At 74.6% G+C, this 24,378-nt stretch carries 24 protein-coding genes; 10 read left to right on the top strand and 14 right to left on the bottom strand.

Going from position 1 to position 24,378, the window contains the following annotated elements:
- Window positions 1–216: 216 nt before the first annotated feature.
- A complete protein-coding gene (locus POF43_RS20665; RefSeq protein WP_003948568.1) occupies window positions 217–828 on the bottom strand; it encodes a response regulator transcription factor in 612 nt (203 codons plus the stop codon).
- 567 nt (window positions 829–1,395) lie between these two features.
- Here POF43_RS20665 and POF43_RS20670 point away from each other — a divergent pair.
- Entirely contained in the window at window positions 1,396–1,701 is a 306-nt protein-coding gene (locus tag POF43_RS20670; protein WP_271314598.1) for a WhiB family transcriptional regulator, read from the top strand.
- A gap of 338 nt (window positions 1,702–2,039) precedes the next feature.
- Here the strand turns inward: POF43_RS20670 and POF43_RS20675 are convergent, their stop codons facing one another.
- Window positions 2,040–3,077 (bottom strand): LysR family transcriptional regulator, encoded by a 1,038-nt coding sequence (locus tag POF43_RS20675; protein WP_271323465.1) that lies wholly within the window; start codon window positions 3,075–3,077, stop codon window positions 2,040–2,042.
- Window positions 3,078–3,159: 82 nt separating this feature from the next.
- Here POF43_RS20675 and POF43_RS20680 point away from each other — a divergent pair, with 82 nt between their 5' ends.
- From POF43_RS20680 to POF43_RS20695, 4 genes are all read left to right on the top strand, one after another.
- Window positions 3,160–4,209, top strand: a complete 1,050-nt coding sequence (locus POF43_RS20680; RefSeq protein WP_271323466.1) for an aminotransferase class V-fold PLP-dependent enzyme — start codon at window positions 3,160–3,162, stop codon at window positions 4,207–4,209.
- Window positions 4,210–4,461: 252 nt separating this feature from the next.
- Window positions 4,462–5,037 carry an MOSC domain-containing protein gene (locus tag POF43_RS20685; RefSeq protein WP_271314601.1) on the top strand — a complete coding sequence of 192 codons (576 nt, stop codon included), beginning with the start codon at window positions 4,462–4,464 and terminating at the stop codon, window positions 5,035–5,037.
- 210 nt (window positions 5,038–5,247) lie between these two features.
- Entirely contained in the window at window positions 5,248–5,916 is a 669-nt protein-coding gene (locus tag POF43_RS20690) for an MOSC domain-containing protein (RefSeq protein ID WP_271323467.1), read from the top strand.
- 426 nt (window positions 5,917–6,342) lie between these two features.
- Window positions 6,343–7,116, top strand: a complete 774-nt coding sequence (locus POF43_RS20695; protein WP_271318849.1) for an SDR family NAD(P)-dependent oxidoreductase — start codon at window positions 6,343–6,345, stop codon at window positions 7,114–7,116.
- A 277-nt stretch (window positions 7,117–7,393) separates the two neighbouring features.
- Here the strand turns inward: POF43_RS20695 and groL are convergent, their stop codons facing one another.
- The gene (groL, locus tag POF43_RS20700; RefSeq protein WP_271325691.1) at window positions 7,394–9,019 is read right to left on the bottom strand and encodes a chaperonin GroEL; all 1,626 of its coding nucleotides are present in this window, start codon (window positions 9,017–9,019) and stop codon (window positions 7,394–7,396) included.
- 148 nt (window positions 9,020–9,167) lie between these two features.
- The gene (gene groES, locus POF43_RS20705; protein ID WP_271318343.1) at window positions 9,168–9,476 is read right to left on the bottom strand and encodes a co-chaperone GroES; all 309 of its coding nucleotides are present in this window, start codon (window positions 9,474–9,476) and stop codon (window positions 9,168–9,170) included.
- A gap of 638 nt (window positions 9,477–10,114) precedes the next feature.
- On the opposite strand from groES, the gene POF43_RS20710 reads away from it, so the two are divergent.
- Entirely contained in the window at window positions 10,115–11,314 is a 1,200-nt protein-coding gene (locus tag POF43_RS20710; RefSeq protein WP_271316166.1) for a class I SAM-dependent methyltransferase, read from the top strand.
- Window positions 11,315–11,335: 21 nt separating this feature from the next.
- Here POF43_RS20710 and POF43_RS20715 read toward each other — a convergent pair whose 3' ends face one another.
- From POF43_RS20715 to tsaB, 5 genes are all read right to left on the bottom strand, one after another.
- A complete protein-coding gene (locus tag POF43_RS20715) occupies window positions 11,336–13,360 on the bottom strand; it encodes a cell wall-binding repeat-containing protein (RefSeq protein WP_271324363.1) in 2,025 nt (674 codons plus the stop codon).
- Window positions 13,361–13,728: 368 nt separating this feature from the next.
- Window positions 13,729–13,992: a hypothetical protein gene (locus POF43_RS20720; protein ID WP_271324364.1), complete on the bottom strand. Its 264-nt coding sequence runs from the start codon at window positions 13,990–13,992 to the stop codon at window positions 13,729–13,731.
- Window positions 13,992–15,068, bottom strand: coding sequence for a tRNA (adenosine(37)-N6)-threonylcarbamoyltransferase complex transferase subunit TsaD (tsaD, locus tag POF43_RS20725; protein WP_271324365.1), 1,077 nt, complete (start codon window positions 15,066–15,068; stop codon window positions 13,992–13,994). Before tsaD ends, POF43_RS20720 begins: the two co-directional genes overlap by 1 nt.
- A complete protein-coding gene (rimI, locus tag POF43_RS20730) occupies window positions 15,061–15,540 on the bottom strand; it encodes a ribosomal protein S18-alanine N-acetyltransferase (protein WP_271316173.1) in 480 nt (159 codons plus the stop codon). The genes tsaD and rimI overlap by 8 nt, the downstream gene beginning before the upstream one ends.
- 29 nt (window positions 15,541–15,569) lie before the next feature.
- Entirely contained in the window at window positions 15,570–16,232 is a 663-nt protein-coding gene (gene tsaB, locus POF43_RS20735; protein WP_271324366.1) for a tRNA (adenosine(37)-N6)-threonylcarbamoyltransferase complex dimerization subunit type 1 TsaB, read from the bottom strand.
- A 256-nt stretch (window positions 16,233–16,488) separates the two neighbouring features.
- On the opposite strand from tsaB, the gene POF43_RS20740 reads away from it, so the two are divergent.
- The gene (locus tag POF43_RS20740) at window positions 16,489–17,052 is read left to right on the top strand and encodes a L,D-transpeptidase (RefSeq protein WP_271316171.1); all 564 of its coding nucleotides are present in this window, start codon (window positions 16,489–16,491) and stop codon (window positions 17,050–17,052) included.
- Between the two features lie 145 nt (window positions 17,053–17,197).
- On the opposite strand, the gene POF43_RS20745 is transcribed toward POF43_RS20740, so the two are convergent.
- From POF43_RS20745 to POF43_RS20765, 5 genes are all read right to left on the bottom strand, one after another.
- A complete protein-coding gene (locus POF43_RS20745) occupies window positions 17,198–17,425 on the bottom strand; it encodes a hypothetical protein (RefSeq protein ID WP_271324367.1) in 228 nt (75 codons plus the stop codon).
- 158 nt (window positions 17,426–17,583) lie between these two features.
- Window positions 17,584–18,099, bottom strand: a complete 516-nt coding sequence (gene tsaE, locus POF43_RS20750; protein ID WP_372516085.1) for a tRNA (adenosine(37)-N6)-threonylcarbamoyltransferase complex ATPase subunit type 1 TsaE — start codon at window positions 18,097–18,099, stop codon at window positions 17,584–17,586.
- A gap of 328 nt (window positions 18,100–18,427) precedes the next feature.
- Window positions 18,428–19,591, bottom strand: a complete 1,164-nt coding sequence (locus tag POF43_RS20755; RefSeq protein ID WP_271325359.1) for an alpha/beta fold hydrolase — start codon at window positions 19,589–19,591, stop codon at window positions 18,428–18,430.
- A complete protein-coding gene (alr, locus tag POF43_RS20760) occupies window positions 19,588–20,778 on the bottom strand; it encodes an alanine racemase (protein WP_271317851.1) in 1,191 nt (396 codons plus the stop codon). Before alr ends, POF43_RS20755 begins: the two co-directional genes overlap by 4 nt.
- 212 nt (window positions 20,779–20,990) lie before the next feature.
- Complete coding sequence (locus tag POF43_RS20765) at window positions 20,991–21,710, bottom strand: peptidoglycan-binding domain-containing protein (protein ID WP_271325360.1); 720 nt, start codon at window positions 21,708–21,710, stop codon at window positions 20,991–20,993.
- Between the two features lie 510 nt (window positions 21,711–22,220).
- Here POF43_RS20765 and POF43_RS20770 point away from each other — a divergent pair.
- The 3 genes from POF43_RS20770 (at window position 22,221) to POF43_RS20780 (ending at window position 24,319) form a co-directional block, all read left to right on the top strand.
- Entirely contained in the window at window positions 22,221–22,352 is a 132-nt protein-coding gene (locus POF43_RS20770) for a hypothetical protein (protein WP_271325752.1), read from the top strand.
- Entirely contained in the window at window positions 22,349–22,717 is a 369-nt protein-coding gene (locus POF43_RS20775) for a holo-ACP synthase (protein WP_271325753.1), read from the top strand. Before POF43_RS20770 ends, POF43_RS20775 begins: the two co-directional genes overlap by 4 nt.
- Window positions 22,718–22,783: 66 nt before the next feature.
- Window positions 22,784–24,319, top strand: coding sequence for an NAD(P)H-hydrate dehydratase (locus POF43_RS20780; RefSeq protein WP_271325754.1), 1,536 nt, complete (start codon window positions 22,784–22,786; stop codon window positions 24,317–24,319).
- The last annotated feature ends 59 nt before the right edge of the window (window positions 24,320–24,378 follow it).

The raw sequence follows: 24,378 nt of genomic DNA on the forward strand, positions 1-24,378 counted from the left end.
TCCGTGGGCGCCGGACCGAAACGGGTCCGTGTACGTCACGATTCCGATGCGCGATACCGGTGAACGCGGTACGCCGCTCCGGGTGAACGTCCCACGGAGCGGGACGCGGATGCACGCCGGCCGGGGGCGGCGAGGGCCGCGCCCCGACATCGTCGCGCGGTGCGCGGCGGTGAGGCGGTGCGCCGCCGTGACATCGCACAGCGCACCACACGTCCTTCAGCGCACCAGGCCCCAGCGGAAACCGAGCGCGACCGCGTGGGCACGGTCGGAGGCGCCGAGCTTCTTGAACAGGCGTCGCGCGTGGGTCTTGACGGTGTCCTCGGAGAGGAACAGCTCACGCCCGATCTCCGCGTTGGAGCGGCCGTGGCTCATGCCCTCCAGCACCTGGATCTCACGGGCTGTGAGGGTGGGAGCGGCTCCCATCTCGGCGGACCGCAGCCGCCGGGGGGCCAGCCGCCACGTGGGGTCGGCGAGCGCCTGCGTGACCGTCGCCCGCAGTTCGGCGCGCGAGGCGTCCTTGTGCAGGTAACCGCGGGCACCGGCCGCCACCGCGAGGGCGACGCCGTCGAGGTCCTCGGCCACCGTCAGCATGATGATGCGGGCCCCGGGATCGGCGGACAGCAGGCGCCGCACGGTCTCCACCCCGCCGAGTCCGGGCATCCGGACATCCATCAGGATGAGGTCGGAGCGGTCGGCACCCCAGCGGCGGAGGACTTCCTCGCCGTTGGCCGCCGTCGTCACGCGCTCGACGCCGGGCACGGTCGCGACCGCGCGGCGAAGCGCCTCTCGGGCAAGCGGGGAGTCGTCGCATACAAGGACGGATGTCATGACCGCCCTCCGCAGCTGATCCGCGTCACGTTGAGCCTCCAGGCTGGTACGAATCGTCACCGGTGGGGCTGACGGCGTCGGGCCTTCACCCACAGCCACGCCGTACAACCTCCTCCGCACTCACAACGATGCTCACTCGAAAGAGTTACGGAGTCTGGCAGCCGTCGCCGACACTCTACGTGATCACCTCGACACGATTCAGCCACACCGCACCGCCAACTGGTGCATCGCCACTAAACCGGAGCACGACCGGCGCACGAGATCACTTCGGGCATCGCCCCCGGAGCGCCCGCCGGACCGCTCCACGGAGCGCCGGCGCGAACGGCGGCGGCCACCAGCGGGACATCCCGTACGACGTTCACATACGCCGACACCCCGGGCGTGGCATCGATGGATGTCCCTCCTTGAACTATTTGGTCCCTTTTTTCCGCATAGGCGAGTGTTGAGGCTAGATTGGCAATGAGTCATATTTACATCCAGTTACACAAAGAACGGGCGCAACTGCGCCCTCATCCGCTCGCGGTCGGGCGGCCGAACCTCAGGAAGAACCTTTCGAGGGGATGAGCAATGGCAGATTTCTCCCGACTCCCTGGCCCCAACGCCGATCTGTGGGACTGGCAGCTGGTGGCCGCCTGCCGGGGAGTGGACAGCTCGCTGTTCTTCCACCCCGAAGGTGAGCGCGGGGCCGCCCGAAGTTCGCGGGAGGCGGCGGCCAAGGAGGTATGCATGCGATGCCCGGTGCGCGCCGCCTGCGCGGCGCACGCGCTGGCGGTCCGCGAGCCCTACGGCGTGTGGGGCGGCCTGACCGAGGACGAACGCGAGGAGATGATGGGGCGCTCCAGAAACCGGTTGACCGGCACCGCGAGCCCATAGCGCGGACCGTCCGGAACGGTCGAAGAATCGTTTCTTCAGGCGGCGGCCGACGAGGCCGCCGCCCCGCCTTCGCACGGATCGCGAGGCGTCCGGTCGCCGGTGAGCGGCGGTCCGCGCAGGCGGCTGGCGCGACGCGGGCGCGGGCGACGGAACGCGCGTGTCGGCGCTACGCGGGCGCGGCCGATGGAACGCGAGCGCGGCCGGCGCAACGGGAGCGTGCCGGCGCAACGCGGACGCGCTCGGCGCAGCGGGAGCGTGCCGGTCGGCAGCGGAGGCCGAGAGGTGCGCCGACGCCGGGCTCGCCCCGCCTTCGCCTTCACGCCCGTGGCGCGCGGGGCTCAGCCCTGGGCGGCCTCAGCCAGACGGGCCATGAGCTGTTCGACGGCGGGGACCTTCGCCAGGTCCGGCAGCGTCAGCGCGACGACCTCGCGTCGCACGAACGGGTGCACGTCGACCAGCGCGACGTTCCGCAGGCGCAGTGAGCGGACGGCCAGCTCGGGGAGCAGGGCGACGCCGAGGCCCGCTCCGACCAGGCCCGCCACCGCCGGCGAGTCGTCGGTGGCGAAGTCGATGCGCGGGGAGAAGCCCTCCTCGTCGCACACCTGGATGAGATGACGCCGGCAGCGCGGGCACCCGGCGATCCACGCCTCGTCCGCCAGCGAAGCCAGCGGCACCGGCCACGGCGTCCGGCTCTCCCGGGCCACGACCCCCTCGCGCCTCAGGCCCGGCGCGCGCCCGTCGCCCGGGCTGCCGGAGCCGGAGAGGCCGCTGTGCCCGTCGTGGGCGGCGGGAGCGTCCTGCCCGGTGGCGGCGGGCGGGGCGAGCGGGTGGGCCGCCGGGAGCAGGCCGACCAGGCGGTCGGTGAGGAGCGAGGTCACCACGAGGTCGTCCCACTCGGCCAGGTCCACATGCCCGTGCCGACCGACGTAACGAAAGGCGAGAGCGACCTCGCAATCACCCGAACGGAGCAACTCGACCGAACGTGGCGGCTCGGCGTCCTCCAGGAAGACCTGGGTTCCCGGGTTCTCGGCCCGCATTCGGGCGATCGCGACCGGCGCGATCGTCGAACTGCCCGAGGGGAAGGAGACCATCCGCACCTTGCCCGAACGCAGACCGGCGATCGCGGCGACCTCCTCCTCGGCCGCGGTCAGCCCGGCCAGGATCCCGGCGGCGTGCCGGGTCAACGCACGACCGGCCTCGGTCAGCCGGGTGGAGCGGCCCACGCGCACCACCAGCGGCGTGCCGGCGACGTGCTCCAGGGCTTTCATCTGCTGGCTGACGGCCGGCTGCGTGATCCCCAGTTCGCGGGCCGCGGCCGAGAACGACCCCGTGCGGGAAACAGCGCGCAGTACCCGGAGATGGCGTGCTTCGATCATTTCTTAAGTATAAGCAATCCTTAGGGGTGAATACCACTTACCACCCATGGACTTCTGGGTTGCCGAGATGCACGCTGAGTCCATGGACAGTTTGTCGAGCGCCGAGTTCACCCATCCGACCACCTATCTCAACACGGCCTCGTCCGGTCTGCTCCCTGCCCGGACAGCCGCCGCACTGCACCGCGCCGTCGACGAACTCGCGGCCGGGGACTTCTCCGGACCCGAGAGATGGATCGACACCGCGCGAGCCGGCTACGCCCGGCTGGCCGGCGTGTCCGCCGACCGGGTCGCCGTCGGCTCGTCCGCCAGCGTCCACGCCGGACTGATCGCCTCCGGACTGGCTCCGGGAGCCGAAGTCCTCGTCGCGGACGGTGACTTCAGCTCGCTGGTGAACCCCTTCGCGGTGCGCCGGGACCTGAGCCTGCGGATAGTTCCCCTGAAGCGGCTGGCCGAGGAGATACGCGCGCAGACCGCGCTGGTCGCCGTCAGTACGGTGCAGTCCGCCCACGGACGGGTGGCCGACCTCGCCGCGATCCGGGAGGCCGCCACACGGTGCGGAGCACGCGTGTTCCTCGATGCCACCCAGTCGGCCGGGTGGCTGCCGCTGGACGCGGGCGCCTTCGACTACGTGATGTGCGCGCCCTTCAAGTGGATGCTCTGCCCGCGGGGGGCGGCGTTCCTGACGGTGGCCGAATCGGTCGCCGACGCGACGACGCCGGTGTTCGCCGGATGGACCGCCGGGGAGTCCCCCTACGACTCCACCTACGGACCGATCACGCGACTGGCCTCGTCGGCGCGGCGGTTCGACGCCAGTCCGGCCTTCCTGGTCTACGCGGGGGTGATGGCCTCGCTGAGCGTCATCGAGGAGATCGGCGTGGCGACGATCGGCGAGCACAACAAGGCGCTGGCCCGGCGGTTCGAGGAAGGAGTGCGGTCGTTGGGGTACGAGCCCGTGCCGACCGGCGGTTCGGCCATCGTCTCCGTCCCCGGCCTCGACCACGCGGTGCCGGGGCTGGAGAAGGCCGGGATCACGGTGGCCGGCCGCGCGGGAAATCTGCGCGCCGCCTTCCACCTCTACAACTCGTCGTCGGACGTCGACACCCTGCTGGAGGCGCTGCCGGCACGACGGTGAGGTGGACGGAGGCGGAGTGCCGCTCGGCGGCGGGGCGGTGTGCCGCTCGGCGGCGGCGCGGCGAGGTGCGGCGCGACGGGTGTGGTGCCGAGCGGCATGGTGCCGGTGCGGTGCGGTGCGACGGTGCGGTGCGGCGCCGGGCGGCGCGGCGCCGGGCGGTGCGGTGCCGGTGCGGCGCGAAGTGAACGGTGGCAGGGGCGGCGGGCGGTTAATCGATCGCGGCGGGAGCGGGGCGGTCGTACCGTCGGTGGCGTGAAGTTGCTGTCAGTGAACATCGGCGTGCCGCGACCCAACCCGTGGAAGGGGGTCAGCACCACCGGTATCGACAAGCGGCCGGTCGAGGGGCCGGTGGCGGTGAGCGCGCCGGGGCCGAAGGGCACCGGCGCGGTGGGCCTGGCCGGCGACCGGGTGTACGACGTGGACCACCACGGCGGCGACGACCAGGCGGTGTACGCCTACGCGAGGGAGGAACTCGACGATTGGGAACAGGAGTTGGGGCTGAGGCTGGCCAACGGGGCCTTCGGCGAGAACCTGACGACGGCCGGGGTGGACGTCACCGGCGCGGTCATCGGTGAACGCTGGCGGGTGGGACCGGAGGTGGTGCTGGAGGTGACGGCACCGCGGATCCCGTGCGGCACGTTCCGGGGATGGCTGGGGGTGCCGGGGTGGCTGCGGCGGTTCACGCTGGCCGAGCGGCCGGGGGCATACCTGCGGATCGTGACGCCGGGCGAGATCCGGGCGGGCGACGCGATCGAGGTGGTCGCGCGGCCGGCGGACGGGGAAACCGTGGCGGAGGCGTTCCACCGGTTCATGCACCGGGGCGGCTGACCGGCTCGTCGGTGCGGTCGGGGCGGTCGGGGCGCTCGGGGCGGCTGACCGTTTTATCCGCGTGGCTGACTCGGCGGGACAGTTGACGGCGACAACCGCTCGTCGGGACGACCGGCGGGAGCCGACCGGCGGAACGGTGGGCGGATCGCGCAGGGGCGACGGGGACAAAGGTTCTGCGCGGGTGTGCGGGCGGGACGTAGGGTGCCGGGCATGTCACGCATTCTCTCGGTGAACGTGGGCACTTCCATGGTCACCGATTACAGCGACGCCGGCAGCACGGGCATCGACAAACGGCCGGTGGACGGGCCGGTGCGGGTCGAGGCGCCCGGTGAGCGGGCGTTCGGGGAGGTCGGGGGCAGCGGGCTGGCCGGTGACGCGATCAGCGACCGCAGGTTCCACGGCGGGAACGCGCAGGCGGTGTACGCGTACGCGAGGGAGGAACTGGATGGCTGGGAGCGGGAGTTGGGCCGGCCGCTGAGCAACGGGATGTTCGGGGAGAACCTGACGACGTCCGGCGTCGTGGTCTCCGACGCGCTCATCGGTGAGCGGTGGCGGGTCGGCGACGGGCTCGTGCTGGAGGTGACGTCCTGCCGCATTCCGTGCCGGACGTTCGCCGAATGGCTGGGCGAGAGGGGCTGGGTGAAGCGGTTCACGCAGGCCGCGCTTCCCGGTGCGTACCTGCGCGTCATCACTCCCGGCGAGGTGTGCGGGGGCGACGCGGTCGAGGTGGTGAGCCGGCCGGCGCACGACGTCACCGTCAGCGTGCTGTTCCGGGCGATGACCACCGAACCGGCTCTGCTGCGGCGGACGTTGGCGGCGTCCGGCACGCTGAACCCCGACCACCTCGACGCCGTCCTGCGCCGCCTCACCCGCACGTGACCGCCGCACCGCCGACCACCGCACCCTCCACGCATCGAACCGCACCGCCCGCCCACCGCACCGGCCACCCCACCCTCCGGGACCTCCGCGCCGCCCGCCACCGCCCCGTCCGCCTGAACCAACTACACCCCCAGCCACCGCACCCTCCGCACACCAGCCGCACCGCCCACCACCTCACCGCCCGCGTGAACCAGCCGCACCCCCAGCCACCGCACCCTCCGCACACCAGCCGCACCCCCAGCCACCTCACCGCCCGCGTGAACCAGCCGCACCCCCAGCCACCGCACCCTCCGCACACCAGCCGCACCCCCAGCCACCTCACCGCCCGCGTGAACCAGCCGCACCCCCAGCCCACCGCACCGCCCGCGTGAACCAGCCGCACCGCCCGCCCCATCACCCCCTCCCCGTCGGCAATAGGCTGCGCGCATGACGACTTCACTGATCACGGGGGCGACGGCGGGGCTGGGGGCGGCGTTCGCGCGGCGGTTGGCGGGTGACGGGCACGCGTTGGTGCTGGTGGCCCGGGACGAGCGGCGGCTGGAGTCGTGCGCGGCGGAGCTGGGCCGGCGTTACGGGGTTCCGGTGGAGGTGCTGGCGGCGGATCTGTCGGCGCAGGACGGGATCGCGGCGGTCGAGGCGCGGCTGGCGGACGCGGACCGGCCGGTGGACGTGCTGGTGAACAACGCCGGGTTCGGCAACCGGGGCACGTTCCTGAACGTGCCGGTGGCCGACGAGTTGACGATGCTCACGCTGCACTGCGAGGCGGTGCTGCGGCTGACGTCGGCCGCGGCGGCGGCGATGCGCGAGCGGGGACGCGGGTTCGTGGTGAACGTGGCGTCGGTGGCGGCGTTCGTGCCGCGCGGGACCTACGCGGCGAGCAAGTCGTGGGTGCTGCGGTTCTCCGAGGGGGTGGCGCTGGAGCTGGCCGGGACCGGGGTGCGGGTGATGGCGCTGTGCCCGGGGTTCGTGCGCACGGAGTTCCACGGGCGCGCGGGGATGGACGTCAGCGGGTTGCCCGGTTTCGCCTGGCTGGACGCCGACAAGGTGGTGGCCGCGGCGATCCGGGATCTGGCGGTCGGCAAGACGGTGAGCGTGCCGGACGTGCGGTACAAGGTCGCGGTGGCGCTCGCGCGGGCAGTGCCGAGCAATGCCTTCGGCCGGCTGTCCTCCGGTCTCGGCCGCAAGTACGGACCGCGCTGACCAGCTGACCGTAGGAAGAAAAGACCCTGGGACGATACGACCGCCCCACCCCGGCCGACGCCCGGCCCCGGTCAACGCCCACCCGGCCGACGACCACCCCGGTCAACGCCCACCCCGTCACCCCCCGGGGGGAAAACGCCGGTGAGGCCCGGCTCCGCTGTTCGCGGTGCCGGGCCTCACCCGTGGGGCGTCGTCGGATGCCGTGCGGCAGCCTCGGAACCCCGTGGGGCGTCGTCAGTTGCCGTGCGGCAGCCCCGGACGCCCCGGACGCGTCGCGTCAGTGCGAGTGGCCGTGGCTGTGACCGCCGGCGGCGGGCTCCTCCTCGGCCGGCTTCTCGACGACCAGGGTCTCGGTCGTGAGGAGCAGGGAGGCGATGGAGGCCGCGTTCTCCAGGGCGGAGCGGGTGACCTTGACCGGGTCGATGACGCCGGCCTTGACCAGGTCGCCGTACTCGCCGGTGGCGGCGTTGAAGCCCTGGCCCTTGTCCAGCTCGGCGACCTTGGAGGTGATGACGTAGCCCTCCAGGCCGGCGTTCTCGGCGATCCAGCGCAGCGGCTCGACGGCGGCGCGGCGGACGACCGCGACACCGGTGGCCTCGTCGCCGGTCTTGCCCAGGTCGCCCTCGAGCACCTTGACCGCGTGCACGAGCGCGGAGCCGCCGCCGGAGACGATGCCTTCCTCGACCGCGGCGCGGGTCGCGGAGATGGCGTCCTCCAGACGGTGCTTCTTCTCCTTCAGCTCGACCTCGGTGGCCGCGCCGACCTTGATGACGCAGACGCCGCCGGCGAGCTTCGCCAGTCGCTCCTGGAGCTTCTCGCGGTCCCAGTCGGAGTCGGTGGAGGTGATCTCCGCCTTGATCTGGGCGATGCGGCCGTTGAGCTCGGCCTTGTCACCGGAACCGTCGACGATGGTGGTGTCGTCCTTGGTGACGGTCACGCGGCGGGCGCTGCCGAGCACGTCCAGGCCGACCTGGTCGAGCTTGAGGCCGACCTCCTCGGCGACGACGGTGGCACCGGTGAGGGTGGCCATGTCGCCGAGCATCGCCTTGCGGCGGTCGCCGAAGCCGGGGGCCTTGACCGCGACCGCGTTGAAGGTGCCGCGGATCTTGTTGACGACGAGGGTGGAGAGCGCCTCGCCCTCGACGTCCTCGGCGATGATGAGCAGCGGCTTGCTGGCGCCGGCCTGGATGACCTTCTCCAGCAGCGGCAGCATGTCCGCGATGGCGGAGATCTTGCCCTGGTGGATGAGGATGTAGGGGTCCTCCAGGACCGCTTCCATCCGCTCCTGGTCAGTGACGAAGTACGGGGACAGGTAGCCCTTGTCGAAGGCCATGCCCTCGGTGAAGTCCAGCTCCAGACCGAAGGTGTTGGACTCCTCGACGGTGATGACGCCGTCCTTGCCGACCTTGTCCATCGCCTCGGCGATCAGCTCGCCGACCTGCTTGTCCTGGGCGGACAGCCCGGCGACGGCGGCGATGTCGTCCTTGGAGTCGATCGGACGCGCGGTGGCGATCAGCTCTTCGGAGACGGCCTTGACCGCGGCGTCGATGCCCTTCTTCAGGGCGGCCGGGGAAGCGCCGGCGGCGACGTTGCGCAGACCCTCGCGGACCAGCGCCTGGGCCAGCACGGTCGCGGTGGTGGTGCCGTCACCCGCGATGTCGTTGGTCTTGGTCGCCACCTCCTTGACGAGCTGGGCGCCCATGTTCTCGAACGGGTCGTCGACCTCGACCTCACGGGCGATGGTGACACCGTCGTTGGTGATGGTCGGGGCGCCGAACTTCTTGTCGATGACGACGTTGCGGCCCTTGGGGCCGATCGTCACCTTGACGGTGTCGGCGAGCTTGTTGACACCGCGCTCCAGGGCGCGACGGGCATCCTCGTCGAACTTCAGGATCTTGGCCATGCCTGCGTGCTACCTCGTCATTCCTCGTCAAAGACCGCCGCCCCGGTCTTCCCCGGGTCCGTAGGACGCGGAAAGCCGGGGCGGGGGCGCGGCTACATGTGTGGAGCCGGTGGTCCGATCCCCGCCGGAGCGGGGAACGCGCCGTGTGTTACTTCTCGACGATCGCGAGAACGTCGCGGGCCGAGAGGACGAGGTACTCCTCGCCGTTGTACTTGACCTCGGTGCCGCCGTACTTGCTGTAGAGCACGACGTCACCGACCTTGACGTCGAGCGGAAGACGGTTGCCGTCCTCGAAGCGACCCGGACCGACGGCGAGGATGACGCCCTCCTGGGGCTTCTCCTTCGCGGTGTCCGGGATGACCAGGCCCGAGGCCGTGGTCTGCTCGGCCTCGAGCGGCTGGACCACAACGCGGTCCTCAAGCGGCTTGATGGCAACCTTGGTGCTGGCGGTCGTCACGATCCGACCTCCCCCTTCGGAGAGCTGACGGGAGTAAATGTCTTGGGTGGCGACCTGGTAGGCCCGTCGTCGCGGGTGCCGGACCTGCCCGTCGCTGTGCTGGCACTCCCTGGCGGAGAGTGCCAACGCCGAGACTAGGACGGTCTTAGCACTCGGTCAAGCGGAGTGCCAGCGCGCCGCGATCGGGATCCGGCGCGAAGGCGCACTCGACCGCCCGCCGCACGCCCCCCACGAGCGCCCGCCGGCCCCCTCGGCGAGACCCCCGCCGACCCCGCGCGCAGCCCCCTGTTGACCCCTCGGCACGCCCCCGCGAGCCCTTCCGTGCGGCCCCACGGGCCGCCTTCGCACGGTCCCGTCAGCCACCTTCGCACGGTCCCGTCAGCATCCTCCGTACGGCCCCGCCAGCCCGGCCGTACGGCGCCGTCAGCCCCTCTGTACGGCGCCGTCGGCCCATCCGCGCGCCCCCGAGGCCCCGTTGGCGCCGGACGCGCCGGCCCCTCAGCAACGCCCCTGGGCAACGCCTCTCAGCAACGCCCCTGGGCAACGCTCCTCGGCACCGCCCCTCCGCTCGGCCGCGCCCGGCGGACCCCGCCCCGGCCGGCGGCCCCCGCCCCGGTTTCCGCTGACACAATGGCCGGGTGAGCACCGCACCCCGGGACGACGTGCCCGACGACGACGCGTTCGGGTTTCTGCTGACGGCTGAAGGCACGGAACTGCTCGCGTCGTTGCGGGACTTCACGCCCGAGCAGGAGCTGGCGACGGCGACGCGGCTGCGGCGCGGCTATCCGGCGCCGGTGGTGTCGGAGGCGGTCGGGCAGGCGGGGCTGCGGCGGCGGGCGGTGGCGAAGTTCGGGGACGACGCCTGGCGGATGTTCTTCACCCCGGACGGCGTCGAGCAGGCGACCCGGGCCGGCGTGGCGGAGCACCGGGCGCGGCGGCTGGCGGGGCTGGGGGTGCGGCGGCTGGCGGACCTGTGCGGCGGGATCGGCGGCGACGCGATCGCGCTGGCCCGCGCCGGGATCGAGGTGCTGGCGGTCGACCGTTCACCGCGTACCTGCGCGGTCGCGGCGGCCAACGCGGCGGCGCTGGGGCTGGCGGACCGGATCACCGTGCGGTGCCAGGACGTGGCCGCGGTGCCGCTCGACGGGTTCGACGCGGTCTTCGTGGACCCGGCCCGGCGTGGCGGGCGCGGCCGGATCTTCGACCCGGAGGCGTACTCGCCGCCGCTGTCGTGGGCGGTGCGGGCGGCCCGTTCGGCGCCGCACGCCGCGCTGAAGGTGGCGCCGGGCATCCCGCACGAGGCGGTGCCGCACGACGCGGAGGCGGAGTGGGTCTCGCAGGGCGGCGACGTCAAGGAGGCGGTGCTGTGGTTCGGTACGCGGCCGGGCGCCCGGTGCGCGACGCTGCTGCCGGCCGGGGTGACGCTGACCGGTGCCGGGCTGCCCGATCCGCCGGCCGGGCCGGTGCGGCGGTACCTGTACGAGCCGGACGGCGCGGTGATCCGGGCGCATCTGGTGGCCGAGGTGGCCCGGGAGACCGGCGGCACGCTGATCGACCCGACGATCGCCTACGTCACCTCGGACCGGCTGGTGGCGACGCCGTACGCGAGCGCCTACGAGATCACCGACGTGCTGCCGTTCAACCTCAAGCGGCTCAAGGCGCTGCTGCGCGAGCGCGAGGTGGGCACGCTGACGGTGAAGAAGCGCGGTTCGGCGGTGGAGCCGGAGGAGGTGCGCCGCCGCGTCCGCCCGAGCGGGCCGAACGCGGCGACGGTGCTGCTGACCCGGGTGGCCGGGGCGCCGGCCATGCTGATCGGCGCCCCGGCCGCCGCGGAGTGATCCGGCGTTACCGGCGGACCGTCAGCGGACGATGCCGACCGGCGAGCCCAGGGCGTGCGCCTGCGGGCCGGCGGTGCCGCCGTGCGACGCGGCGGTGGCCGCGCGGCGGGTGGTGAACGCCTCCGGCGTCCGCGCCGGCTTGATCGGGGTCGCGCTGGCGCCGTTGAGGAACGTGTCGTAGACCCAGTTGCCGGACACCGCCAGGGAGTTGGCCAGGCCGTCGAAGGCGTTGGTCGTGACGTTGGAGGTGCCGCTGAAGGTGACGATGTCCTGCACGGAGGCCGACTCGTCCTTGAGGTAGGTCTCGTCGACCGCGTCGGCCGCGGTGGGCGTGACCCACATGACCGGGCCCCAGCCGGCCATCGAGGAGTAGCCGTCCAGGCCGTCATGCCAGTTGTCGTCGTCGACGAAGGTGGCGGTGTACGGGCCGCCGGCCCACCACATGCGGGCCAGCGCCACCGAGGTGCCGGTGTTGCCGCTGCCGGAGACCGGGTAGGCGTAGACCGTGCTGCCCCAGTTGGACAGGTGGCCGGCCCTGACCGCGCCGGCCAGCGCGGTGGACGCGCTGCCGATCGGGATCAGTACGGTGCTGGGCGACAGCGAGTCGAGGTACTGGTAGACCGAGGCGGTCATGGTGGAGCCGTCGGTGTAGACCGCGGTGGCGTTGCTGTCGGCGCCGGCGGAGCCCGCGGCGGCCTCGGCCTCCAGGATGGAGTGGTAGTCGCCGCCGGTGGCGAGGAAGACGTAACCGGGGGCGCTCGCGGTGGCCTTGGCGATGTCGACCGAGGTGACGTAGCGCGAACTGCCGGAGATCCGCACGGCCTTGTAGCCGAGCGAGGTCACCTTGGTGGAGACCGCGGAGCTGAGGACGCTGGTGCCGCCGACCAGGTAGACCGTCCTGCCCTGCGGCAGCACCCGCTGGAGTTCTGCCTGCACCGCGCTGTCGAGCGAGGTGGCGGTGGTCATCAGCGCCGGGCCGTTCTTCTTGGCGGCCAGCGCCGGGACCAGGCCGGCGTCGGTCTGGTCGCCGCTGGCCACCAGGACCGCGGAGTCGGCGGTCTGCAGGCCGGGTGCCGACTGCCCGGCGGTGTTCCAGTTCCAGCGGGACGCGGCGATGTTGGTGGCCGCCGCGCTGCTTCCGTAGACCCGGCCGGCGTGCACGGCGTTGTCCGGCTGCCAGGCCAGGTAGCCGGCGCTGCGCCCGACGTCGGTGACCGTCGGGGTGGACGCGGTCAGGTCGATGCTGACCTCGGTGTGCGTGGAGCCGCTGGTGGCGACCGCCAGGACGGTACCGCCGTCCGGCGCCCAGGTGTACGACCCGTAGGTGCGGCCGTCGCTGGTGAGCTGCTGGGCGTTGCCGCCGTCGGAGTCGGCCAGGTAGGCCTGCCCGTCGGATCCGGTGTAGACGAGCTGGTCGCCGGCCTGCGACTGCACGGCGTCGGAGCCGGCCGCGATGACCTGGCTGACGTCGTAGGTCTGCTCGTCGTACCGCCACACCGACAGGTTGTGGCCGCAGCCGCCGCTGGACCGGGTGAAGTACACGGAGTCGCCGCCGGCCGAGGCCGACGCCTGGGTGTCGCAGTTGCCGCTGGACATCTGGGCGGCGCTCAGCAGGTTCTGCGGGCCGGTGGCACCGTCGGCCGGGGCGATCTGGAGCTTGCCGGCCGCGGTGTAGACGACGGACCGGCCGCCGAAGGCGAAGGCCGGGCCGGTCGGCGCCCCGGTGCTGGCGGCGGTGGTGTGCACGGTGTGCAGGCCGCTGCCGTCGTACCGCTGGGTGACGACGCTGTTGCCGGTGATCGACACGAGGCGGGCGCCGGTCGGCGACCAGGCCGGCTGGGTGCCGGAACCGGTCAGGGTGCGCACGGTGGCACCGGCGGCCGTCACCTCGGTGACGGTGCCGGAGGTGCCGCTGCTGGCGATGACGGTGCCGGCCGAGGTGCTGCCGGCGTAGGCGGACGACGGCAGGGCCGCCAGGACCGTGCCCGCGGCGACCGCGATCGCCACGGAGAGCGCCGCGGAGGTGCGGCGGGTGGAACTGTTCACTTGTGCCCCCACGAAAGGTGTGCGCGGCCGTCGCGTCCTCCCCTTGAGTCCCCCGGCGTCGGCGCACGCGGATTCCCCACGCGTGGCCGGCTGGTGCGACGGCAGCCGGGTCACTGTAACGCGCGGAAGGTGTGATGGGAATGTGAAATATCTCCATCCGCTTCACAGCCGCCACCGGGCGCCCGGCAGCGTTTTCCGCGGGTTCGCGGCACCCGCCGGCGCGTCATCCGGCCCGCCGGCACACCGTCCTCCGGCCACGGCACGCTGTCACCGGCTCGACGGCACGCCGTCATCCGGTCCGACGGCACACCGCAAGCCGGACCGCCGGCACGCCCCCACCCGGTCGCCGTGGCGGGGCGGTTGAGCGGTCAGGCCGCGCCGCCGGCCTGGACGAACCGCCAGCGGTGCACCGGACGGGCGATCAACTCCCCCGGCGGGTCCGGCAGTTCGGGTACGTCGGCGTCGTAGCCGCCGGGCCACCAGGTGATGACCAGCACCCGGTCGCCGGGCGCGGTCAGCGTCTCGCGGCGCGACGGTTCGGCGCCCAGCGTGCACTCGCGCGTCCAGGCCAGCAGGTCGGCGCCGCGGCCGTCGGCGGCGCGGGCCTCCCACATCAGCGCGACGGTGGCCATCAGTGGTGGTGGCCGGGCGCGGTGGCCGGGGTGCGGCCGGGGACGTGCGGTTCGGTGACCGGCAGCGAGGAGTCGGCCGGCAGGTCCCAGTCGGAGGCGGACCGGCCGCGGGCCACCATCTCGGCGCCGAGAGCGGCCACCATCGCGCCGTTGTCGGTGCACAGCTTCGGCCGCGGCACGCGCAGTTCGATGCCGGCGTCGGCGCAACGCCGCTGGGCCATCGCGCGCAGGCGGGAGTTGGCGGCGACGCCGCCGCCGATCATCAGGTGCTCGACGCCGTGGTCCTTGCAGGCCCGGATCGCCTTGCGGGTCAGCACGTCGGTGACGGCCTCCTGGAAGGACGCGGCGACATCGGCGATCGGCACGTCCGCGCCCTCACGGCGGCGTTCCTCCACCCAGCGGGCGACGGCGGTCTTCAGGCCGGAGAAGGAGAAGTCGTAGACCGGGTCGCGCGGTCCGGTCAGCCCGCGCGGGAAGCGGATCGCCTTGGGGTCGCCGTCGCGCGCGTACCGGTCGACGGCGGGGCCGCCGGGGAAGCCGAGCCCGAGCACCCGGGCCACCTTGTCGAACGCCTCACCGGCCGCGTCGTCGATGGTCGAGCCCAGCGGCCGCACGTCGGAGGTGATGTCGGTGGTCAGCAGCAGGGAGGAGTGGCCGCCGGAGACCAGCAGCGCCATCGTCGGCTCCGGCAGCGCGCCGTGCTCCAGCTGGTCCACGCAGATGTGCGACGCGAGGTGGTTGACGCCGTAGAGCGGCTTGCCGAGCGCGTACGCGTACGCCTTGGCCGCCGACACCCCGACCAGCAGCGCGCCGGCCAGGCCGGGGCCGGCGGTGACGGCGATGCCGTCGAGGTCGGACGCGGCGACCCCGGCGTCCTTCAGGGCGCGCCGGATGGTGGGGACCATGGCCTCCAGGTGGGCGCGGCTGGCGACCTCGGGCACCACGCCGCCGAACCGGGCGTGTTCCTCGACGCTGGAGGCGACCGCGTCGGCGAGCAGGGTGTGGCCGCGCACGATGCCGACGCCGGTCTCGTCGCAGGAGGTCTCGATGCCGAGGACGAGGGGTTCGTCAGCCATGGTGCAGTCCTTGGTCCGGAACGGAGGTGGGGTCGGTCAGTCGCATCACGAGGGCGTCGACGTCTCCGGGCTGGTAGTAGCCGCGCCGCACCCCGATCGGCTCGAACCCGAAGCGCCCGTAGAGGCGCTGGGCCGGCGCGTTGTCCACCCGGACCTCCAGCAGGACCTCGTGGCACTCGAACGCGGTGGCCTGCCGCAGCAGTTCGGTCAGCAGCCGGGCGCCGAGGCCGGTGCCCTGGTGGCCGGCGGTGACGCCGATGGTGGTGACGTCGCCGGTGCCGGCGATCGCCGACAGGCCGGCGTACCCCGCCAGGCGGCCGTCGTTGCCGTCCTCGGCGACCACGTAGTACCGGTTGGCGCCCGGGTGGCGGGCGTTGGCCAGCTCCGACCAGAACATCCCGCGCGACCAGGCGTCGTCGGGGAACAGTTCGGCCTCCAGGTCCATCACCTGGTCCAGGTCCCACCAGCGCATCTCGCGCAGCGCCGGGGCGGTCGGCGCGGTCACTTCGGCAGGACCTGCTTGTAGCCGGCCGGCACCTGGGCGTCCGGCCGGCGCAGGTAGAGCGGCAGCGCGGGCGGGAACTCCTCGCCGCGCGCCAGCTTCCCGGCGGCCAGCGCGGCCAGCGCGGCGGCGTCCTGGTGGGCGGGCGGCCGTACGTCGGGGAAGACCTCCGGGTACAGCGCGGCGCCGGCCCCGACCGCGGGCGCCCCGGCCACCTGCGCTGCGATGTCGGCGGGCCGGTCGACGGCCGGTTCGGTGACCCGGGCGCCGGCGTCGTCGTACCGGGCCCAGTAGACCTCCTTGCGGCGCGCGTCGGTGGCCACGGTGAACGGTCCGGTCAGACCGCCGTCGCGGGCCGCGTACGCCAGGCCGTCCAGCGTGCACAGGCCGTGCACCGGCACGCCGAGGGCGTCGCCCAGCGACGCCGCGGTGACCAGTCCGACCCGCAGCCCGGTGTACGGCCCCGGCCCGACGCCGACCACGATCCCGGTCAGGTCCCCCACCACCGCCCCGGCCCGCGTCAGCACCCGGTCGACGGCGGGCAGCAGCAACTCGCCGTGCCGCCGGGCGTCCACGACGGTGGAGTGCGCGACAGCGTCCCTCCCGTCGTGCAGCGCGACGGTGACGGCGGGGGTGGCGGTGTCCAACGCGAGCAGCAACACGGGGTCAGCCTAACGGCGCCGCTCATCCGGCGTTCGCCGGTCCTTGCGGGCGTTCGCCGGCTCTTACGTGCGTACGCCCGCCGCCGGGCGGACGTCACCGGGTGCGCCGGTCCTTGCGGGCGTTCGCCGGCTCCTCCGTGCGTACGCCCGCCGCCGGGCGGACGTCACCGGGTGCGCCGCCGCCGGACGTTCCTCCGCGATCGCGGGCACCGGTGGCGATCCGAAGGACAGACAAACACCTACTAGTCTTATCGCCATGGCCAAGGTCAGCTCCGCAAGCATCGTCACCGCTCTCACCACGGCGGCGCTCGCCGCTGTCGGCGTGCTGGCGTGGCAGGCGTCGGCCGCCCCGGACCATGCCGGTTCCGCGCCGCGGCCGAGCGCGTCGGCGAGCCGGCACAGCGCGCCGCCCGGACCGTCGGCGGCGCAGAAGAAGGCCCTCGCGCTGCCCGCGGCGTCCGGCACCGGCAAGCGGGTCGTCTACTCGCCCGGCCGGCACCGGGTCTGGCTGGTGGCGGCCGACGGCACGGTGGCGCGGACCTACGCGGTCGCGCCGGGCACGGTCTCGCCGGTGGCGGGCACGTACAAGGTGACCGGCCACAGCGCGCTCATCACCGGCAGCGACGGCGTACCGGTCAACCACATCGTGTACTTCGCGGTCTTCCAGTCGGTCTCGATCGCCTTCGACGCGGCGTCCGACGGCTCGTTCCCGACACCGGACCCGGCCAAGCGCACCGGTGCGATCCGGGAACACGTGGCGGACGCGGGCGCGATGTGGTCGTTCGCACCGGTCGGCACGAAGGTCGTCGTCGTCGCCTGACGCGGGCGCTCGGACCGCCTGACGCGGGTGCTCGGCGTGGCGTGGCGCCGTGGGACTTCACCGTGGAACGTTGCCGTGGCACCCCCTCGGCGTGGCACCGGCGTCACGCTGACGTGCCGCAGGTTCAGCCGATCGGGCTACCCGCTCAGGCGGCGTCGCGTTGACCGCCGGGACGCCGGCGGGCGGAACGGTGGTCCGCGTCGGGCTGGTCCGCGCGGTTGTCGCCCCGGCGGTCGGGGCCGGGGCGGTCCGCGTCCGGGCGGTCCTCGTCGGGGACGGCCGGCGGGGTGGACAGCACGCGGGCGGCGTCGCAGGCCGCCAGGAGAACGCGCATCGGGGGCGTCGGCGGCAGGGTGCCGCGGTCGTCGGCCATCCTCGCCTCCTGGGCTCGGCGGTCCGGCCGGGTCGGGCGACGCGGCCGCAGGATCGAAGTTAGGTAGCCCTAACCATCCTCTGACCTCCAGCACACCACGCCCGGCGCCCCGCGCGCAACACTTTACCGACAGCCTGTCGGAACCTCGCCCCGGACGTTCACCCGCAGGCCACCGACAGCCCGGACAGCCCGGCCGACCTCCAGCGCGCGCCGACACCGGTGACCACCACCTGCCGCACGTCGTCCGCCGCAGTGCCGGTGCCGCGGTGGATCGCGATGTGCAGCCGGTCCTCCGCCAGTTCCTCCACCTTGCCGTCGCCCCACTCGACGACCACCACCGACTCGGTCAGCGACACGTCGAGGTCGAGGTCCTCCATCTCGTCCAGGCCGCCGCCGAGCCGGTAGGCGTCCACGTGGACCAGCGCGGGGCCGTCGCCGAGCGGCGGGTGCACCCGGGCGATGACGAACGTCGGCGACGTCACCGCCCCGCGCACGCCGAGCGCCTCACCGAGCCCCCGGGTCAGCGTCGTCTTGCCGGCGCCCAGCTCACCGCTGAGCAGCACCAGGTCCCCCGGCCGCAGCAGCCCCGCCAGCCGCCCGCCCAGCTCCCGCATGGCCTGCGCGGTCTCCACCGTCAGCCGCACCCGTACGTCCAGGTCATCCATCGCACCCATGCCTGTGGATGCTACGCGGACGACGCACCGCCCGGCCCCGGCGACCGGGCGAGCGGCGCGGTTCCCGCGCGGGAGCGGGGCGGGCGGGGGCCACGCGGGGGGCGGGACGGAGGCCGGGATCGGGGTGCCGCCCGCCGGGGGCCGTGACCGGAGCCGGAGCCCCGGCCGCGACAAGCCGCCGGACCCGAAGCCGACGCCGGAGCACAGGCCGAAGCCGGGACCGGTGCCGCCCGTAAGGCCGAAGCCGGCACCGGAGCACAGGCCGCAGCCCGGACCGGAGCCGCACAGCCCGCCGTCGATCCTCCGGCAGCGCGCCGCCGGTCCTCCGTCAGTCCTCGGGCGCCAGCCGCGGAGCGGGCTCTCCGGAGGCCACGGCGCGTACCGCCGGAGGCAGCGGCACGCCGGCCCGGTCGGCGGCGCGGACCAGCAGGGCGGCGAACCGGGCGTTGACCACGTCGGGGTACTCCAGCAGCACCAGGTGGCCGGCCTGCGGGACGATGACCAGTTCGGCGCCCGGCAGGTGGTCGGCGATGTCCGCGCTGTGGTCCGACGGCGTGAGCAGGTCCTTGTCGCCGGTGAGCACCAGGGCGGGCAGGCCGTCGAAGACCGCCAGCGACTCGCCCTTGTCGTGCGTGGTGAACGCCGGGTAGAACTCGGCGACCACGTCGATCGGCGTGGACTCGATCATCCGTTCGGCGAGCCGGGCGACGGCCGGGTCCACCTCGGAGGCGAACGAGTAGTGCTTGACGATGCCGGCGAACAGGTCCGCGGTCACCCGCCGGCCGCGTTCCACCAGGCCGGCCTGCGCGCCCATCGCCTTCAGCACGCCGGGCGCCAGCACCCGGAACGCCTTGGCGCCCATCGTCGGCAGCCCCAGCGTCACCGCCGCCAGCTTGCCCGCCGAGGTGCCGGTCAGGAACACCCCGGCCACCCGCTCGGCCACCAGCTGCGGGAACTGCTCGGCGAACGCCATCACCGTCATGCCGCCCATCGAGTGGCCGGCCAGCACCAGCGGGCCGTCGGGGGCCGCCGCGTCGATGACCGCCCGCAGGTCACGGCCCAGCTGGTCGATGGTGGCCGGCTCGCCGGCCGCCTGGTCGCGGCCGTGCTCGGAGCGGCCGTGCGAGCGCTGGTCCCAGTAGACGGCGCGGACCGCGCCGCGCAGCAGCGCCCGCTGGAAGTGCCAGGAGTCCTGGTTGAGGCAGTAGCCGTGGCTGAAGACCACCGTCAGCCCCGGCGTGGTGCCGTCCGCGAGTTCCTCGACCTCGTAGGCCAGTTCGGTGCCGTCCGCGGCCACCGCGGTGCCCGGTTCGCCGCGCAGCGTGCCGAAGGGGCCCGCCGCGTCCAGCGCCTGGCGGGCCTTGCGGCGCATTCCACGTCCCACGGTCATCCGTTCTATCGCGACCCCGGCCGCCGCGCCCGCCGCCAGCACGCCGATGGCGGCGCCGACCAGCCCGGCGGTGCGGCCGACGGACGTGCCGCCCGCGCTCATCCGGTACCCGCCGCGTCGTCCGCGTAGACCCGGGGCACCCGGGCGCCGATCCGGGTGACGATCTCGTACGCGATCGTGCCGCACGCCGACGCCCAGTCCTCCGCGGTCGGCTCGCCGTGCTCGCCGGTGCCGAACAGCACCGCCTCGTCGCCGGCCCGGGCGGTGTCGCCGCCGAGGTCGACCACGAACTGGTCCATCGCCACCCGTCCCGCGACGGTGCGCCACTTGCCGGCCACCAGCACCGGCCCGGTCCCGGAGGCGTGTCGCGGCACGCCGTCCGCGTAGCCGGCCGGGACGAGGGCGAGGGTGGTCTCGCCGGGCGTCGTGTAGTGGTGGCCGTAGGAGACGCCGTGCCCGCCGGGCACCCGCTTGACGTTGGCCAGCGTGGCGCTGAGCGTCATGACCGGGCGCAGCCCGAAGTCGGCCGGCCCGCCGAGCTGCGGCACCGGGGAGACCCCGTACATCGCGATGCCGGTGCGCACCAGGTCGAAGCGGGCCTCCGGCAGGGTCAAGGTGGCCGGCGAGTTGGCGATGTGCCGGACCTCCGGGCGGACGCCGGCCGCCTCGGCGACGGCCAACACGCTGTGGAACTCGGCAAGTTGGGCCGCGATCGACGGGTGGCCGGGCTCGTCGGCGCAGGCGAAGTGCGACCACAGGCCGGTCACCTTCAGCAGGCCGTCCGCCTCGGCGGCCATCGCGGCGGCCACCAGGTCGGGCCAGTCGGCGGCCGGCGCGCCGTTGCGGCCCAGGCCGGTGTCGGCCTTGAGCTGGACGCGGGCCGGGCGGCGGGCGGCGCGGGCGGCGCCGATGACCTCGCGCAACGCCCACATGCCGCTGACCGTCACGTCGACGTCGGCCTCGACCGCCTCGCGCCAGGGGCCGCCCGGCGTCCACAGCCAGCACAGCACCGGTCCCCCGATCCCGGCGGCGCGCAGCGTCAGCGCCTCCTGCGGGGTCGCGGTGCCCAGCCAGGCGGCGCCGGCCTCCCGGGCGGCGCGGGCGCAGGGGACCATGCCGTGGCCGTAGGCGTCGGCCTTGACCACGGCCATCACACCGGCGTCGCCGGCGCGTTCGCGCAGGGCCCGGACGTTCGCGCGCAGGGCGGCGAGGTCGATCCGGGCCCGGACACGGTCTGCCGCGCCGGTGGTGACCGGTGCGGCGCTCGGGGCTGTCTCGTTCTCAGGCATCACCGACAGTCTCTCAGCACGGACCCGGTGCCGGAGGCGATCGCGGGGACCGGCCGGGGACGCCGGGAAGCCCCGCGGTCACCGCCCCCGCGGCTGTACCGGTAGCGGTCCCCGCGGCCGAACCCGCATCCGTACCTGTACCCGTACCCGTACCCGTGGCCGTCCCCGCACCCCTACTCGTGGCCGTGGCCGCCCCCGCGGTCGCCGTCGGGTCAGTCGCTCCTGGTGGGCGAGGACGGTCCGGACGCCTGCGGCCGGGCGTGCGGCCCGTCGTCGCGCATCGCGGCCCAGGTGACCGGGCCGGCGAAGCCGATGGCGGGCTGGATGCCGTGGTCGCGCTGGTAGCGGCGGATCGCCGCGCAGCTGACCGGCGTCTGGCGGGCCGGTCCGCCGGCCTGCGGTGGCAGGCGCAGGAAGCGGGCGACCTGTTCCTGGTACGGGCCGGTGTGCCGGGAGCAGAAACCGCGCACCGGGCGCAGCAGCGGCGTGCGGTCGAGCGCGCGGACGGCGTCGGCGTCGTCGGCGGGCACGAACTCGGTGCGGGTGGCGGACCGCGCGGCGGTGGCGCCCGGCGGGCGCGGCGCGGTCGCCGGGTCCGGGGTGTCCGCGGTGCCGTCCGGCAGCGGCGGCCCGGGCACCAGCGCGTCCAACGGCACCGGCTGACCGGCGTCCACCCCGACGGGCCCGGGGGCGGGCGCGCCGGTGGCGGGTGCCGCCGCGAGGTCACCACCGGTGCCACCGGCCGCGTCCGACGCCGCCATGCCGACCGGGGCGACGGCGCCGACCGGGACCGCGCCGACCACGCCGGCCGGAGCGGGCGGGGCCGGCGCCGGGCCGGTCGCCGCCGCGGTTCCCGCGCCCAGCAGCAGCGGCAGCACGCTCACCGCCACGAGCAGCCCGGCCCGCGCCCTCGTCCTCACCACACCCGCCATGGCAGCAGTCCTCCTGGAAAAGGTCACGGGCGCCGGCCGCACTCCGACGGGACGCAACGAGACGGAACGAGACCGAACGAGACGCGACGGGACAGAACAGGAACGGAAGCAGGAACAGAACACGGCACGAGCAGAACGAGCCGGACAGCGAAACGGAAACGGTGAACGGTGAGTCGAAACCAGCCATACGCCCGCGCCCGGCGCACGTCCGGCGACCCGGCGGCCGACCACCCCCATGACCGGCAGCGATTCCCCCTGAAGGCCCACGGCCCCGGCCCCGCCACCTCCGCGCACCGGCCCGCACGCCGACCGCGTCCCCGGCTCAAGCACCACCGCGCGCACCGGCCCGCGCCGCGTTCCGCCCCGCCCCCGGGCAACCGGCCCCGCGGCGCACCGCCCCCGCCCGGCCCGCGCCCACCTCCAGCGGCCGTTCACCGCCTCCTTCCCCCGCACCTGCCGAAGGCCCCGCGCCCGCCGAAGGCCCCGTACCGCCCGCCTAAGCTGGCCCCCGTGTACGGAATCGTGAGGTATACGGCCGTCCGGAACGCCCCCGACGTGGTCGGCGCCCGCCGCGGCGCACCGCTGGTCGTCGGCGTCGTCGACCGGCCGCGCGACCTGGCGAGGCCGGTGACCGCCGCATGATCGTCGGGACCGGCATCGACGTGGCCGGGATCGAACGGTTCGCGGCGGCGCTGGAGCGGACGCCGGGGCTGCGGGACCGGCTGTTCGTGGCCGCCGAGACCACCCGGCCGGACGGCACGGCGCGGTCCGCGGAGTCGCTGGCCGCCCGGTTCGCGGCGAAGGAGGCGATCGCCAAGGCACTCGGCGCCCCCGGCGGCCTGGCGTGGACCGACGCGGAGATCACCACCGGCGCGGACGGCCGCCCCGGCATCGTGGTCACCGGCACGGTGGCGGCCCGCGCGGCGCAGCTGGGGGTGCGGTCCTGGCACGTCTCCCTCAGCCACGACGCGGGGATCGCCACGGCGGTCGTGATCGCGGAGGGCTGAGCGGGTAGACGTCTGCCAGGGACCGCCGGCGGAGCGCGCCCGCGACGAGGGGCCGAGGGAGCGAGCATGCGGTACGCGCACAGCGTGGAGGCAGTCCGGGCGGCGGAACGGGAGCTGATGGCCCGGGTCCCGGAGGGCACCTTGATGCGGCGGGCCGCCGGCGGGCTGGCGGCGGCGTGCGCCGGGATGCTGGGCCGGGTCTACGGCCGCCGGGTCGTCGCGCTGGCCGGCAGCGGCGACAACGGCGGCGACGCGCTGTACGCCCTCGCCCTGCTGGCCCGGCGCGGCGCGGGCGTCACCGCGGTGCTGCTCGCGCCGGACCGGGCGCACGCCGGGGGCCTGGCGGCGGTACGGGCCGCGGGCGGCCGGGTGATCGACGCCGGCGCGGGCGGTGGCGCGGGCGGCGGCTCGGACGGCGGCTCGGGCGGTGACGCGGCTGATGGGTCGGAGGGCGGCGCGGCCGGTGTTTCCGCCGGTGACGCGGCCGGTGCGGCGATCGCGCGGGCCGACCTCGTGCTGGACGGGATCGTCGGGATCGGCGGCAGGGGCGGGCTGCGCCCGGACGCGGTCCGGCTGGCGGCTGCGGTACGCGCGTCGGGCGCGGCGGTGGTCGCCGTCGACCTGCCCAGCGGCGTGGACGCGGAGACCGGCGAGACGGCGGGCGAGGCGGTCCGCGCGGACGCCACGGTGACGTTCGGCACGTACAAGCCCGGTCTGCTGATCGACCCGGCGGCCCAGTACGCCGGGGCGCCGCGCCTGGTCGACATCGGTATCGGCCCGTACCTGCCGGCGCCGGTGGCGGAGGCGTTGCAGGACGCGGACGTGGCGGCGCTGCTGCCGGCGCCGACCGGGGAGAGCGACAAGTACCGGCGCGGGGTGGTCGGCGTGGTGGCCGGTTCCGCGCGGTATCCGGGCGCGGCGGTGCTGGCGGTCTCCGGCGCACTGCGCGGCGGCAGCGGTGCCGTGCGGTACGTGGGGTCGGCGGGCGACGCGGTGATCGCCCGGTTCCCGGAGGCGCTGGTGTCGGCCGGGCGGCCGTCGCAGGCGGGCCGGGTGCAGGCGTGGGTGGCCGGGCCGGGGCTGGGCCGCGAGGAGGACGCCCGCGCGGTGGTCGCCGAGGTGCTGGCGGCGGACGTGCCGGTGCTGGTGGACGCCGACGGCCTGGCGGTGGCGGACCGGGAGGCGATCCGGGCGCGCCGGGCGCCGACCGTGCTGACCCCGCACGCCGGGGAGGCCGCCGCGCTGCTGGGCGTCGACCGGGCGGACGTGGAGGCGCGGCGGCTGGAGCACGTGCGGCGGCTGGCCCGCGAACTGGACGCGGTCGTCCTGCTGAAGGGCTCGACGACGCTGATCGCGGCGCCGGACGGACCGGTGCGGATCAACTCCACCGGTACCGCGTGGCTGTCGACGGCCGGCAGCGGCGACGTGCTGTCGGGGCTGATCGGTTCCCTGCTGGCGGCGGGCCTGGGCGGCCGCGACGCGGCGTCGGTCGGCGCGTATCTGCACGGCCTGGCCGGCCGGGCGGCCCCGGTGCCGTTCGGCGCGCACGAACTGGCCGACCGGATTCCGCTGGTGCGACCGGAGGGAACGGGCGGACGCTGAGGGGGCGGACGCCGCGGGGGCGCCCACCCCCTCAGGACCCGCCCCGGAAGCCCCCGTCC

The sequence above is a fragment of the Streptantibioticus silvisoli genome (assembly GCF_027947535.2).
In the GTDB taxonomy this organism is placed as follows: Bacteria; Actinomycetota; Actinomycetes; order Streptomycetales; family Streptomycetaceae; genus Streptantibioticus_C; species Streptantibioticus_C silvisoli.

What these genes read in the sequence shown, in the direction of transcription:
- POF43_RS20665 (WP_003948568.1), bottom strand. Translation starts at nt 828, where the DNA reads ATGACATCCGTCCTTGTATGCGACGACTCCCCGCTTGCCCGAGAGGCG.
- POF43_RS20670 (WP_271314598.1), top strand. Translation starts at nt 1,396, where the DNA reads ATGGCAGATTTCTCCCGACTCCCTGGCCCCAACGCCGATCTGTGGGAC.
- POF43_RS20675 (WP_271323465.1), bottom strand. Translation starts at nt 3,077, where the DNA reads ATGATCGAAGCACGCCATCTCCGGGTACTGCGCGCTGTTTCCCGCACG.
- POF43_RS20680 (WP_271323466.1), top strand. Translation starts at nt 3,160, where the DNA reads ATGGACAGTTTGTCGAGCGCCGAGTTCACCCATCCGACCACCTATCTC.
- POF43_RS20690 (WP_271323467.1), top strand. Translation starts at nt 5,248, where the DNA reads ATGTCACGCATTCTCTCGGTGAACGTGGGCACTTCCATGGTCACCGAT.
- POF43_RS20695 (WP_271318849.1), top strand. Translation starts at nt 6,343, where the DNA reads ATGACGACTTCACTGATCACGGGGGCGACGGCGGGGCTGGGGGCGGCG.
- groL (WP_271325691.1), bottom strand. Translation starts at nt 9,019, where the DNA reads ATGGCCAAGATCCTGAAGTTCGACGAGGATGCCCGTCGCGCCCTGGAG.
- POF43_RS20720 (WP_271324364.1), bottom strand. Translation starts at nt 13,992, where the DNA reads ATGGCCACCGTCGCGCTGATGTGGGAGGCCCGCGCCGCCGACGGCCGC.
- tsaD (WP_271324365.1), bottom strand. Translation starts at nt 15,068, where the DNA reads ATGGCTGACGAACCCCTCGTCCTCGGCATCGAGACCTCCTGCGACGAG.
- rimI (WP_271316173.1), bottom strand. Translation starts at nt 15,540, where the DNA reads ATGCGCTGGTGGGACCTGGACCAGGTGATGGACCTGGAGGCCGAACTG.
- POF43_RS20740 (WP_271316171.1), top strand. Translation starts at nt 16,489, where the DNA reads ATGGCCAAGGTCAGCTCCGCAAGCATCGTCACCGCTCTCACCACGGCG.
- POF43_RS20745 (WP_271324367.1), bottom strand. Translation starts at nt 17,425, where the DNA reads ATGGCCGACGACCGCGGCACCCTGCCGCCGACGCCCCCGATGCGCGTT.
- tsaE (WP_372516085.1), bottom strand. Translation starts at nt 18,099, where the DNA reads ATGGGTGCGATGGATGACCTGGACGTACGGGTGCGGCTGACGGTGGAG.
- POF43_RS20755 (WP_271325359.1), bottom strand. Translation starts at nt 19,591, where the DNA reads ATGAGCGCGGGCGGCACGTCCGTCGGCCGCACCGCCGGGCTGGTCGGC.
- alr (WP_271317851.1), bottom strand. Translation starts at nt 20,778, where the DNA reads ATGCCTGAGAACGAGACAGCCCCGAGCGCCGCACCGGTCACCACCGGC.
- POF43_RS20765 (WP_271325360.1), bottom strand. Translation starts at nt 21,710, where the DNA reads ATGGCGGGTGTGGTGAGGACGAGGGCGCGGGCCGGGCTGCTCGTGGCG.
- POF43_RS20775 (WP_271325753.1), top strand. Translation starts at nt 22,349, where the DNA reads ATGATCGTCGGGACCGGCATCGACGTGGCCGGGATCGAACGGTTCGCG.
- POF43_RS20780 (WP_271325754.1), top strand. Translation starts at nt 22,784, where the DNA reads ATGCGGTACGCGCACAGCGTGGAGGCAGTCCGGGCGGCGGAACGGGAG.